At 31.7% G+C, this 13448-nt stretch carries 14 protein-coding genes; 3 read left to right on the forward strand and 11 right to left on the reverse strand.

The features are described from left to right. Positions 1-23 precede the first annotated feature (23 nt). From AXG55_RS07265 to AXG55_RS07295, 7 genes are all read right to left on the reverse strand, one after another. The gene (locus AXG55_RS07265) at positions 24-1019 is read right to left on the reverse strand and encodes a M12 family metallopeptidase (protein ID WP_148697463.1); all 996 of its coding nucleotides are present in this window, start codon (positions 1017-1019) and stop codon (positions 24-26) included. A gap of 51 nt (positions 1020-1070) precedes the next feature. Next, entirely contained in the window at positions 1071-2120 is a 1050-nt protein-coding gene (locus AXG55_RS07270; RefSeq protein WP_148697464.1) for a M12 family metallopeptidase, read from the reverse strand. A 331-nt stretch (positions 2121-2451) separates the two neighbouring features. After that, on the reverse strand, positions 2452-4251 hold the full coding sequence (locus AXG55_RS07275; RefSeq protein WP_148697465.1) for a PepSY domain-containing protein: 1800 nt from the start codon (positions 4249-4251) through the stop codon (positions 2452-2454). Positions 4252-4613: 362 nt separating this feature from the next. Continuing rightward, a complete protein-coding gene (gene accC, locus AXG55_RS07280) occupies positions 4614-5954 on the reverse strand; it encodes an acetyl-CoA carboxylase biotin carboxylase subunit (RefSeq protein WP_148697466.1) in 1341 nt (446 codons plus the stop codon). Positions 5955-5982: 28 nt separating this feature from the next. Next, positions 5983-6483, reverse strand: a complete 501-nt coding sequence (accB, locus tag AXG55_RS07285) for an acetyl-CoA carboxylase biotin carboxyl carrier protein (RefSeq protein ID WP_148697467.1) — start codon at positions 6481-6483, stop codon at positions 5983-5985. A gap of 266 nt (positions 6484-6749) precedes the next feature. After that, on the reverse strand, positions 6750-7316 hold the full coding sequence (gene efp, locus AXG55_RS07290) for an elongation factor P (RefSeq protein ID WP_419248042.1): 567 nt from the start codon (positions 7314-7316) through the stop codon (positions 6750-6752). 122 nt (positions 7317-7438) lie between these two features. Beyond that, the gene (locus AXG55_RS07295; protein ID WP_148697469.1) at positions 7439-8296 is read right to left on the reverse strand and encodes a YdcF family protein; all 858 of its coding nucleotides are present in this window, start codon (positions 8294-8296) and stop codon (positions 7439-7441) included. A 233-nt stretch (positions 8297-8529) separates the two neighbouring features. On the opposite strand from AXG55_RS07295, the gene AXG55_RS07300 reads away from it, so the two are divergent. Continuing rightward, complete coding sequence (locus AXG55_RS07300; RefSeq protein ID WP_148697470.1) at positions 8530-9312, forward strand: hypothetical protein; 783 nt, start codon at positions 8530-8532, stop codon at positions 9310-9312. A 2-nt stretch (positions 9313-9314) separates the two neighbouring features. On the opposite strand, the gene AXG55_RS07305 is transcribed toward AXG55_RS07300, so the two are convergent. Beyond that, on the reverse strand, positions 9315-9587 hold the full coding sequence (locus tag AXG55_RS07305) for a hypothetical protein (protein ID WP_148697471.1): 273 nt from the start codon (positions 9585-9587) through the stop codon (positions 9315-9317). 355 nt (positions 9588-9942) lie between these two features. Here AXG55_RS07305 and AXG55_RS07310 point away from each other — a divergent pair, with 355 nt between their 5' ends. After that, entirely contained in the window at positions 9943-10533 is a 591-nt protein-coding gene (locus AXG55_RS07310; RefSeq protein WP_148697472.1) for a recombinase family protein, read from the forward strand. A 98-nt stretch (positions 10534-10631) separates the two neighbouring features. Next, the gene (locus AXG55_RS07315; protein ID WP_233231060.1) at positions 10632-10940 is read left to right on the forward strand and encodes an AAA family ATPase; all 309 of its coding nucleotides are present in this window, start codon (positions 10632-10634) and stop codon (positions 10938-10940) included. A gap of 259 nt (positions 10941-11199) precedes the next feature. On the opposite strand, the gene AXG55_RS07320 is transcribed toward AXG55_RS07315, so the two are convergent. The 3 genes from AXG55_RS07320 to AXG55_RS15140 all read right to left on the reverse strand — a co-directional run bounded on the left by AXG55_RS07320 (position 11200) and on the right by AXG55_RS15140 (position 13382). Next, positions 11200-12036, reverse strand: coding sequence for an IS3 family transposase (locus AXG55_RS07320; RefSeq protein ID WP_148697474.1), 837 nt, complete (start codon positions 12034-12036; stop codon positions 11200-11202). 14 nt (positions 12037-12050) lie between these two features. Further along, positions 12051-12338 (reverse strand): transposase, encoded by a 288-nt coding sequence (locus tag AXG55_RS07325; RefSeq protein WP_148696238.1) that lies wholly within the window; start codon positions 12336-12338, stop codon positions 12051-12053. A 690-nt stretch (positions 12339-13028) separates the two neighbouring features. Further along, positions 13029-13382, reverse strand: coding sequence for a transposase (locus tag AXG55_RS15140; protein WP_419248043.1), 354 nt, complete (start codon positions 13380-13382; stop codon positions 13029-13031). Between the last annotated feature and the right edge of the window lie 66 nt (positions 13383-13448).

The following is a 13448-nucleotide window of genomic DNA, read 5'->3' on the forward strand; positions in this document are numbered from 1 at the left end:
ATTGAAAATAAATTTATGCCAATTTAAAAAAGAGATAATAATTTATCAACAACTCTGTAAATCACATTTTCTCCCACTCTTTCAGCAAAATTTGCAACTCTCTCTGCTACTTTTCCAGCAAAAACAGTAAATTTACCCCAAGCATTTTTTGACCATTGCTTAAATTTTTCCCAATTTGTTTGCTCAACTGGCTGAACAGGTGGTTGTGGATCCACAACAAGCTCTGGTTTTACGGTCACAGGAGTCACAACTGTCACAGGTTCGGGTGACACAATTTCCGGTTGTGGTTTTACTCCTGCGACTTCAAAAGGAACAAGAGGAGATGTTTCCGTTAAAGATTCAAATGGGTTTAATTCACTCGATTCTTTATAAATTCTTCTTAATTCTTCTTTATCTGCAATACCGAGAACAAATTTATATTCAAGTGAATTTTCAGAAAAATGCACCTCAGATGCAGATGGATTCACACTCATTATGGAATCTTTGAGATTTTCATTGTGAGAAAGCCCTAGAGTATGCAACAATTCATGAGCAATCACTCCAAAATTTAAACAGCTATTTGTCAATGAAATTTCTTGCCCCTGTCTTTGACTCCCCAAAGCAGAATAACAGGATGATCGTTTTACAAAGTTAACATAATTTTCAGATGTGTTTCCTGATATTTCAACAAATTTAACCGGAGATTGTTTTTCAATTTCTGACATAACCGATTTAATTAATAATATTTCTCTGTCTTCAAAATATCTTCCTTGAAAACTATAATTCACTTTTCCTGATGGCCAATATTTAATTGAATTTGTACCATCTTCATTATGTTTATCATAATTCGAAATAATATCACCTTCAAAAAGTTGATATCCATCAGAAACTTTATTTTCAAATAAAGGCTTTTTATTATTTCCCAAATTTATCGATTGATTTAAAGTATATTTTTGATAATTAATTGATGGATATATAGAGAAAGTTGTTAATAATAATCCACTTGCAATTGCTTTCTTTAAGCTATCTTTATAACTCATTTGACTCTCCTTTTTTTAATATGCGACATGACGCTCCGAACAAACTCAAATTTAATTAAAAAATTTATTTAAAAATCCAGAAAAAATTCCTTTAATTTCTTGCCAAATTGTTTTTGTAGGTTCTGGTTTTATAGGATGCGGTCTCACAGGTTCTGGATTTGGTGTTACGACAGGTTGGGGTCTTATATTGGGATGCGGAGTAACAACAGGTTGAGGCTGAGGTCTCACATCAGGTTGAGGCTGAATCGTTGGCTTATAGACAGGATTTCCATATGCTTTTCTGAGGGCATCAACATCGCCTTGGCTTAAATATTCCTTTCTTCCAATTTGATGAAGTTTAACAGGCGCTTTTGGTACAATTGTCGGGTAGCGTACTTTTTGAAATTGAGAAAAATCCCATTTTTCTTCGCTAAAGGCATAAGCGTCGTAGTGCATAACGGAGTTATAATCATAGGAACCATATCTCATTGTTTCAGGCCCGTGCTTATTAAAATTAAAGCGTTCATCGTAGGAAGCATTTTCAACATAAACATCTACATATTGATCCCTGTCATAGCGAGAATGTTCGTGTTGAAATCCTAAAGCATGCATAAGTTCATGAGTTATTGTTCCATTATCAATACAACCATTGCCTAATGATAAGACTTGTCCCCTTGCTACACTGCCAATTTCAGAAGAACATGATGATAATTTTTGAATACTAATGTAGTTTGTGTAAGGACTTCCAGAAACAGGAATAAATTCAATATGAGCCACTTGTTCAATATAGTTCATAGCTCTTTTTACTGCTGCCATTTCATTTTGTGTAAAATGCCACGTTGCAAATTGATAATATACTTTTCCATTACGCCAAAAAGGGGAATAAGTAGGAGCACTTCTTTTGGATCTATTTGAAGAATCGTCTTGAATTCTTTTAATAATATCACCTTCAACAATAATAAAACCATCGGCCATATTATTATTTTGTAATAAAATACTTTGATTTACATCAAGCGGACTTTTAAATTCAGCTGCATTTTCAGCAGAAGCGACATTAACAGTGGATGCATTGCCAATTATAAAACCAAAAATAACAGCGAAATACTGTTTTTTAATAAACATACATACCTCTAAAATTAAAAAGTTTAATAATTCTATTAAAATCAATAGAATTTAAATAAAAAAATAAAATTATTATGAGAATCATTGGTAGAATAGTCGCTTCAACATCTCTCATTATTATTTTATTTTTAATTTTGTCAATTTAAATAAAATTCTACTTATTCATATTTATCAATAATTTCGTAATGTTGTTTTTTTATAATACATATTAATCAATTTGTAATTTTAAGTTAACAAAATAGACATGTGATTATTTATTTTAATTCGAATATAATTCTTATATTATTTAAAATTTTTTATCAATTAAATTTTTAGACGCAGTCTAATTTAATTATAGAGCCTCTTCATCGGAATTATGATGAGGAATTTTAACCCCATAAGTACATTCCTTATTATAAGCATCACCAATCATGTTAATTTGCTCTTGCGTATAATCCATATCCCGCGCCGCATCTATAATGGCTTGAGCAGCGCTGACCTGAGTTGCCGTCTCAATCGTCTTTGACAATCCATTTAGAAAAGCTTTATCCATCAATTTACCACCGAGTTTATCTCGCGCTGCAATATTACAAGAGGACCAATATTGTCCCGATTTATGAGAATCTCCTGTATTTACAACGTTGTCAGGATATTTACGACCTACATTCCAATTCGAGACACGACCCGGCCAAAAGAGATTGTGTCCATCCCAGCGCATGACCCAATTATATTGTTCATCCGAGGGTAACCATTTATTTTCCTGTTGATCTCGAACATATCCTGCAGCTAAATAGTCACCTGTTCCCTCTCCAATTCCGTCCCGGCTATCATTTCCCGAATGTCCATGGGTAATCCAATCATGAATACCATGTCCCAGTTCATGAATTACGACCATGACATCCTCAGCATCATCAATTCCTCCTTGACCAAAAGAAAGCGCTCCGGTAAAGCTGGAGTAATAGGAATTGTCATCCCCATTCACAGCATGAGGGTCAAAGCGCACCCCCCCTTTGTATTTGTAAGGCATAACATTTATTCCTAAAGTTTCATTTACATAACGCATATAAGTATCAATATCATAATATGCATTCACTGCATCAAAATATTTACTTGTTCTTGTAAATGTAAAATCGGAGTTACTTTGTACAGGGCAAGCAGCATCTTTAGGTGATTCAAAATCCTGGCATTCAGCATAGGAACTTGATAAAGAATATTTTCCATTATTTAAGGAAATTTCTTTTAAATTAACATCAATTCGTGCTGCCGTTAATTCGGGAGAATCAGTTGAAGATTGAGTTGTATCTGAGGAATTAGGATTTAATTTATTATCAACATAACCTGAATCACCATTTTTGTGTCTTGTTGATGACAGAGGATCAACCTTATAAACTTTAGCAGTTCCATAAGCATGAAATTGCTTTTCTTCTGCTCTTAATATATTTCCATTGTTGGCATCAACGAGAATTTCCCAATCACCTTTAGGCGTACTATTTGATATTAAATTTATTTTCCAGACTTGAGTTATTTCACCATTGGCATTTTTATATATCATAAACTTTGATTCATTAATTTTAATATCTTTATTTCCTAAATGATTTTTTGCAAATTCTATAGCTTGTTCTTTTTCAATATATTGCAAATAATTTAATTGATAATTGGTATTTACAATTCCAGTAATTGAATTACTTGCTACATAGCTAACTCGACCTTTATTCGTAACAGTAATGGCAATAGAACTTCCATAAACAGGAACGCCTTGAGAGCGTTGCTCAAAACGAACAACATTAAATCCCTCATTTTTGCGCACTGAAATTAATGCTAATTCAGAAATCGAATTTTTATCTAGACCAAATTTATTAGCATTTTCTCTTAAGTATTCTTTTGCAATCTCAATTGAGGTTTTTTCAAAGTCTTCATTAAATTTGAAATCTTTTTTGGATTTATAATTTGGTTCCGTAATCACGGCAGCAGAACCATCAGGTCTGTAAAATCCATCTGATTTCTGTTGCAATTCTGGATTTTGTGATACGCCTATGGTTAGCATACGCTTGAGATCATTTGGCTTTTGATTGCTTCCCGCAGATGCTGACAAAGTAACAATTGCTGATAACGAAAAACTCACAACTTTCAAAGATGTCTTTGTTAAATACATTTAACTCTCCAAGTAATAGTTGATCATTCGTTTATACAAAACAACACAAACTTCCTAAGCGACTAACAACCTTTCCTAAAAGAAAATTTTTTGGAACTATTTCAAATCATATTTTTGTCTAAAAAATTTATCATTGAAATAAAAATACATCAATACAGATTTTATTTATTCTATTGTCATATAATAAATTTTGTTTATAATTTTTCATTAATCTATTAATAATAATTTATAATAAGAATTTCAAAATTCAAATCACAAAAATGACAAAAAAAAACCAATAATCAAATAAATGATTATTGGTTTTTTTGTTTAGAAGTTAAACTCTTGTCTTATTTTTAAATATAAAGCAAAGGTCTATAAATTTACTTTACAAATCCAGCGCGCTCTAAAAAACGAGTCGAGTGCTTTCCTTGAACAAAGTCAGGATGTTTTAAAACTTCAAGATGAAAAGGAATATTTGTTCTAATGCCATCAACTATAAATTCTTTTAAAGCACTTTCCATTTTTTTTATAGCAAGTTCTCTTGTGTCTGCTGTAATAATTAATTTTGTTAACATGGAGTCGTAGTAAGGCACCACAGTATAACCATGATAAACAAAACCATCAACGCGCACACCTAACCCACCCGGACAAGAATAGGCCGTGATTTTACCAGGCCAAGGCGCAAAAGTTTTGGGATCTTCTGCATTAATACGACATTCAATAGCATGTCCTTTAATTTTAATATCTTCTTGAGCAAATGGAAGTTTTTCTCCCATAGCAACTAATATTTGCGTACGAACGAGATCGATACCTGTAATTTGTTCCGTTACGGGATGTTCCACTTGAATACGTGTGTTCATCTCCATAAAATAAACATTTTTGTCGTCATCCATTAAGAATTCGACCGTTCCAGCGCCGTGATATCCCACTTCTCTTGCTAACGAAACAGCATAGGATCCAATGCGACTGCGTTCACTTTCGCTTAATAAATTGCAAGGTGCTTCTTCAATAACTTTTTGATGTCTTCTTTGAATACTACAATCACGTTCACCCAGATGAACAATATTTCCATGTTTATCCGCCATAATTTGAATTTCCACATGACGCGGATTTTCTAAATATTTTTCTAGATAAACTTCAGAATTACCAAAGGAAACAGCTGCTTCTTGACGACAGGTTAAATAAGCTTTTTCAAGATCAGCTTCTTTATGGACAATTTTCATTCCGCGTCCACCGCCACCACCGCTAGCTTTTAAAATGACGGGAAAACCAATTTCTTTCGCTGTTTTTTTAGCTATATCTACATTGTCAATGGCCGATTTCGAACCTGGCAAAAAAGGCAATCCTGCTTTACGCGCCACATCACGTGCCGCTACCTTTTCACCCAATTGCTTCATTTGCTCTGGTGTAGGGCCGATAAAATTAATGTTACATTTGCGACAGACTTCTGCAAAATGTGCATTTTCTGATAAAAATCCATATCCCGGATGAATCGCATCGGCACCACTCACTTCGGCAGCAGCAATAATAGCAGGTATATGCAGATAACTTTTTTTACTTTCTGCAGGACCAATACAAATACTTTCATCTGCGAGTTTAGCATGTAAACTATGGGCGTCTGCTTGTGAATAAATGGCAACTGTCTTTATACCAAGTTCTCGGCAAGCACGTATAATACGAACCGCAATCTCACCTCTGTTCGCAATTAGAATTTTTTTCATGTTTTTTTACTCACATTTCATGTTCTGTTTACTTAGCAGGGGCAACAATAAAGAGAGGCGTACCAAACTCAACAGGTTTCGCATTATCGATTAGAATGGCTACAATTTCTCCATCCATTTCCGATTCAATTTCATTCATTAATTTCATTGCTTCAACAATACAAAGTGATTGTCCTTTGCGAATTTTAGAACCAATTTCCACAAAAGAAGGAGAATCAGGACTTGGGGAACGATAAAATGTCCCCACAAAAGGACTTGTAATTGTTGTGCCTTCAGGCAGTTTTTTTGTTTCTTCTGATTTTACAGCTGCATTCTCTGATTTAAATTCCATAGAAGTAGCTAATCCAGACGATCCGCTTTTGAGCTGATTTGCATTCTGAGGAAGAACCGTCTGCTGTTGAAAGACAGATGCCTGAGAAACATTTCGAGCTAAAGATATTTTTTCACCAGAAGATTCAGCTTCAATCACATCAAACCCATGCTTTGCCATGAGAGTCATCAATTTTTCTATTTTTGTTACGTCAATCATTTTTGTTTTCCTCTAAAAAGATACTCATTGCTTCTTTAATTAAGCAAAGGTGCAATTTGCCTAGATATACTCAATTAAAACCGTTAAAGCTCTAACAAAAAGTCCACTTCAAAGTTTCACGATTCCTCAAACAAAGTCAATACCTTAAAAAATTGCAAACCTTTACTTGTCTTTGCAATGTTCTGGTTTTTGCAGAGATGGCATAACAAAAAGCTGGTAGCATTGAAACAACCAGCTTTATTTGCTTAATTTTTTATCATTTTTCGTTACTTACGAGAGACACGATCAACATAGACCGCCTCTCTCGTATCAATGCGTAAAACATCCCCTTCATTAATATGAAAAGGAACACTAACCACAAGCCCTGTTTCCAGTTTTGCCGGCTTGCTGCCGCCTGTTGCCGTATCACCACGGACACCAGGAGCTGTTTCCACAACTTTTAATTCAACAAAAGTTTCTGTTTCCACACCAATAGGCTTGCCATTAAAAAAAACAACTTTAATAACAGAGTTTTCCACTAAGTAATTTTTTGTTTCGCCCACTTCGAGATTCGTAAGAGAAATTTGCTCAAAATTGGCCGTATCCATAAAATTATAACCATCAGCATCATTGTAAAGAAACTGCATGTTTCTTTCTTCAACATCTGGTTTTTCAAGCTTGTCACCACTTTTTATATTGTGTTCGACAACTTGTCCCGTGCGTAAATTTTTAAATTTTGTGCGCGTAAATGCCGCACCTTTTCCTGGGTTTACATGTTGAAAATCAACAATAATCCAAGGATCATTACTCATAAGAACTTTGAGCCCACGGCGAAACTCACGGGTATCGTACATACTACTCATAAAGCAAACTCCTTTTCGTGCAAACCTGGAACTAACATCTTCAATCTGAAAATGCAATGAAGCTTTTTAAGCGTTGCTCAAATGTACCCCAAACAGTAATTATTTTAATAATTTTATATACTTATCCATCCTTTGTAAGAATATCCCATAATTCCTAAATACTCATTTAAGAGTCCTACGGAAGTGACAGCATTATTAAAACTAAAAATTCCCGCTCCTTTTTTATCGAAGGTTCTTACAGGAACGGCACAAACTTGAAACCCTTGCTTTTCAAAGGTCTTTTTAGCGCGAAGCATATGAACATCGCTTGTAACTAATGCAATTTTAAAATCTTCATGATTTTTTGTAAATATTTCCTTTAAATACGCCGCATTTTGATATGTATTTTTACTATTATTGTCCGTATTTATTTTCAATTCAGGAGAATTACTTCTATATAAATATTTAAAAAAGGATTTCATAGCTTCAGCTTCACTTTGATTTACGTTGGGATTTGTATATCCACCTGTAAAATATAAAGGTGTTTTGGAGGTGATTAAATTCTCTTGTTTTTTTGAAATTTCTAATAAATTTGTCAATCCTAAAACTCTGAGCTGGGAAAGTGTAGAAGGAATGTCTTTTTGATAAAGACCGCCTCCTAATACCACGAGAGGCATTCCTTGATGAAGGCAATTTGGTACTATTTCTGATACACGATATTGAGTTTTTTGAATATCGTTGAAGTCAATTTTTTCAAAATACAATAAGGGTTTTGATAAGTAAAAAGGGGTTTCTTTATAACAAACAAGGAGCAAAAAAAGACTTGCAAAAGTAAATAAAAATTTCATCACTTTTTTTAGAATGCAAAACCACAAAAGAAGACAAGCTAATATTAGAATTGTCGTGGGCAACCCTGCATCAAATACAAATTCCTTTATAATGGTCATTGATTCCAAATTCCAAGAAGCAACATTTCCAACTGAATCATTCATTTTTATTGAATCCTTTTACATATAATTTATTTATTATAATCGCATTGTACTTAAAAGTATTAAATAAATACAAAAAAAATAGCAATATCAACTTATAACACAAAGTTCATAGCAAACTCAAATAAATATTTTAAAATCTTTTTAGATGTGATATTGATTGTAAATAATCAATTATATAGCAATAAATATTTGATTATTTTTTTAAATTAATTATAAAATTGGAATATTATCGTATGCATGAAGTATTTTTTATTTTAAATAAATTTCCAAACAAACAAGAAAAAATTTCTTTTATTCTAAACGCTACATGCAAAATTGTTTCCCAAAGTATTGTCAGAAGTCAGACAAGAGATGGTTTCAATATTCAAAAAATGCAGGCGCTTAACTATAGTGATATCGGTTATAAATACTATCATGATTTAAGCACTTTTACTAAATATATAAGAAATAATTTTGGAATAAAAAACGAATTAATTAGAAAATTAGACGACAATCATGTATTTAAAAATAAAATTTATACTATAAAAGATGAAGATATTAAAAAATTGTTCTCATTTATAAAATATAGCATTGGTAATTGCGGCGAAATGGCCTTATTAAGCTCAATGTTTTTAAATTATTTCTTATATATTTTTGACAAAAATAATAATACTAAATTTTTTTTATTTTTTGAAAAATACAAAATTCATTTTGGATTTCTTAAAAATGGGGATCATGCATTTATCTATTTTATCGAAAAAAAACCGTATGGAAAAGAAAATATTATTGTCATCGATCCCTTTTTTAATACTACATTATCAAGTGAAGATTATAATAAGTTACTCGTTAAGAATATTGATCATAAATTTGTAAAGAGAAATTCAATTCCTACATTAAGTTTTGAAATACGTTTAAAAAATTCATCCATGTTAACAATGCATAATTATTGTTTACGCTTTGGAATATATGAAATGCTAAAAAAAATAGCTGAAGAATTTAAACTGAGAAAGCAAAATAATTTATCGCTACATTATTAATCTCATTCACATGCAGTCGCTTTATATTTTTTATCATTTAAATCATAGCACTTAACGTAAGGCTGGTTTATGGTATCACAAAACCCAGCATATATTTTTCTATATGTCTCACACATTCTTTTAGCTTCAGGACCATAAAATGAAGCAACTCTATCTCTTCTTAACATCTCAGGAATGTCAACCATTAAATCAACGGAGTCTTGCTTCGTACAAGAAAATAAAGTTAAGATTGATGAAATTAATAAAGTTAAAATGATTATCCTTTTTTTTGTCATTGGCCTTACCTCGTTAAATATCTCTTCTTTGACATTATCTTCTTTGACATTATCTTCTTTGACATTATCTCCTTTGCTTTTTAGGATCAATGTGTTTACTTATGACACGTGTCTCACTTTTCGCTTCATAGTCTAAAATATTTGATTTTCATTTTATCTTTAGGTTGAGTTTAGATGATTCTTACGAAGCCTTCTTACATTCTGCAGCTGCTTTAGAATCCATGCCCTTCCATTTTTCTATTGGGGTCTTGGGCACTTTGAAGCGATTACTACCAGTATAGACGAGTTGACATATTATGTCATATAAAAAAAACTTCCCGTTGATTAAATATAAAACAAATTGAAATAGCACTGTCTGCGTGTTTCAAAAGCAGATGGCTCACAGAGCTTAGATTTGCAAAAAGATGCTTTGTTGAAAGTTGGGGTGCTGGAAGCTCAAATTTATCATGATTATGCTTCAGGAAAAAAGGACGACCGACCAGGATTGAAAAATTGCCTTAAAGCTCTAAGAAAAGATGATACTTTAATCGTTTGGAAATTAGACCGCTTAGGGAGAGATCTCAGGCATCTTGTAAATACAGTTCATGATCTGACTTCTCAAAATATTGGGTTTAAAGTTTTAACTGGCCATGGTGCTGCAATTGATACAACGACTCCCACTGGAAAATTAACATTCGGAATATTTGCAGCTCTTTCGGAATTTGAGCGTGAAGTAATTCGAGAACGCACATTAGCAGGCTTGGAATCAGCAAGAAAAAGAGGACGTAATGGTGGACATCCATATAAAATGACTCCTGCAAAACTTCGACTTGCTATGGATTCTCTAGGTAAACCTGAAACAAAAATAGGATCTCTGTGTAAAGAGCTTGGGATTACAAAACAAACATTATACAGACATGTTTCACCAAATGGAGAATTACGTGAAGATGAAAAAAGACTATTTTAGAAATAATGTAGTAAAGATAACGCTTGAAAATAATAAGAATACTTGTTTATAAAAAATTATGAATAAAGATTTTAAAAAATATTTTTGAGGAAAAAATGATGATTTTAAATAAAGTAATAATAAGAAAATATAAACAAATAAAACATACATCACTTGATATTTCTGAAATAAATATATTAATAGGTGCGAATAATTCAGGGAAAATCTCCATCCTTCAAGCTCTCCAATTTTCAATTGGTTGTGCTAAGTCAATTAAACTGCATGCTTTAAAACTCCAATCAGGCTCTTATACTATTTCTATTGATGAGCTTTTATATATTCCTACTTCTGATATTTTTTCCTTAGGAAACGGAAGGATTTTAAGTGAAAATAGTAACCCAATTAATGTTAAATTATTCGCCGTCTAAAAAGTTTCTTCCCCAAAATAGATAACCAAAATTTTATATGATTTTAATGAGGCTCCAAAAAAATAAAATTTTATAAATTAAAATTAATATAGTAATAGGTATGCTGCACTTCGGTTTCACTAGTAATAAAAAAGGAATGCAGCATATGTCAATCATACTAAATCATTTTGATGAAAATTTAAAGCAATTTCTTATGAAAAAAATCACTCCCAAGTTTTAACACGGCTTGCAATTGGTGTGATCCCCGAAAAGTGGACGGTTAAATTTCATAATTTTTTTCATACTCTAATGGTGCAAGATAATCAAGGGCAGAGTGCGCACGAATTCGATTATAAAACACCTCAATATATTCTATAATCGAAGATTTTGCTTCTTTTCTAGTAAGAAAATTGCATCGATGTACCAATTCTTTTTTTAGAGTGGAAAAAAATGTTTCTGTAATAGAATTCTCATAGCAGCTATTGCTCATGCTTTGATGAAAATGATTTAATTTTAAATATTTTCTAACTTCTTTACTTGAATATTGTGATCCTTTGTCACTATGAAAAATTATTCCATTTGGAAAATGAGATCTTTTTTTGTATGCCATGTTTAGTGAATTCAAAACAATTTCTCTTTTTAGATTATCTTGCATGCTCCAACCAATTATTGCTCTTGAAAAAGTATCCAATATTATGCACAAATAAACCCAGCCTTCTTTCGTTGGAATATAAGTAATATCGCTGGTCCAAAGTTCGTTGGGCTTATAGGAAGTAAAATCCCCTGAAATTAAATTCGGAAAATGTATCGCTTGCCTATCAACCTTTGTTGTTGTTTTAAATTTAGGTTTGCCGACCCCATTCAGATTTAGTTTCTTCATAATCTTGGATATTCGTTTTTTTTCAACTTTAATAAATGACTTTTTAAGTGTTGATAAAATTCGCCGTCTTCCATATGTACTCCTTGAAGAAGTATGTATTTTTTTTATTTCTTCTTCAAGGCTAAACTCAAATTGATGATTTTTATCTTTACATTCAAGCCATTTATAAAATCCACTTTTAGAAACGCACATTACTTTGCAAAGTAAAAGAATAGGATAATTAAGCTTCTCTAGCAATATAAACTCGTATTTTAATCGAGTTGCTTTGCAAAGAAGCTTGCCGCCTTTTTTAGGATTTCATTTTCCTTTTTTAAAAGCTCGTATTCTCGCTTTAGCTTTTTCAATTCGTCAGAGTTTTTCTTTATATTTGAATTTTCCTTTTCGCCAATAGAACGCTTCCAGCTATTCAGAGTGGGGTAGGAAACCTCAAACTCCCTAGCTATCTGAGCCATGCTTTTAGGGCTATTTTCTAAGACTTCAAGGACTTGGTTTTTAAACTCAAGAGAATATTGACTTTTAACTGATTTCTTCTTTACCATGGGACAACCCTTCTATATGAACGCCTAAGTTCATAGCATATTGTCCACTAAAAGGAATCACTTATCTAGAATATGTAGTGAACGCTTATAATTGGCCATTTGGCTTATTAAGCAAATATTTCACATTCTTTAATTTGTCAAATATTTTTAAATATTTATGATCTAATAGTTTTAAAATTTTATGGTAGTCTATATGAATTTTTTATTTTCAATTCATTTAATATTCTGTTAATAAAAATATTTATTTAGATCTTAACCAAGACATAATCCCAGTATCTTTTTTCAGTAAAGCCTGCATTTCATGCACATGTTTAATAATTTGTTTTTGTAAATCTTTATTTTCTTATCTTTCTTTTGAAAGTTCAGATTTTAAAGTTTGAATTTCTTTTTTAGAATCTTCTAAAAAATTTTTATACAAAGAACTAAGTTCCTTAGCAAAGTTGGTTTGTAAACATGAATTAATTGTTTATCACCAAACCTTTTTGGTAAGCGGTAAGGATCTAATCCAAATAGACCCACTATTGTATTTTATTATTTGATATTATTATTAAATTTAGATTTTTTTTAGATATTGAATTTAATTCCATAATCAATTTCCTCAAAAGCTCTTTACTTGATATCGTAAGTGCCAAACCTATTTATATGAGACGTACGATAGGAACTTATACCTCAGGCGACTAGAAGTTGAGATTATTTGAATTCCCGAAAATTTAACTGCTTTAATGAAATAATGCTCATCTCTAGTTTCCTTATCAAATTTTGTTTTATGCAAGCTATTTTTAATTGCCTCTTTAAATAAAAAAAACTCATGTGATATTTTGAGTTTAAACATTTTTTCTTCACATATTTCCAATATCTTTCAATTATATTCAAATTTGGAGAGTATGAAAGAAGAAATATAAATTCGATTCCAAGTCGTGATGCACGATTTCTAACAAGTTTACAATGCTGGTACCTTGCGTTATCCAAAACAATACTTATCTTTTCTGAACCACATTGATATCTTATTTTGTGCAATATTTTGCAAACAGATTCTGCATTAATAGTACTCTAATTTTCTATTGTTATTAATTTATTAGAAATAGGATCGAATGCTCCATATACAAAATG

It is taken from the genome of Silvanigrella aquatica (assembly GCF_001907975.1).
Classification (GTDB): domain Bacteria; phylum Bdellovibrionota_B; class Oligoflexia; order Silvanigrellales; family Silvanigrellaceae; genus Silvanigrella; species Silvanigrella aquatica.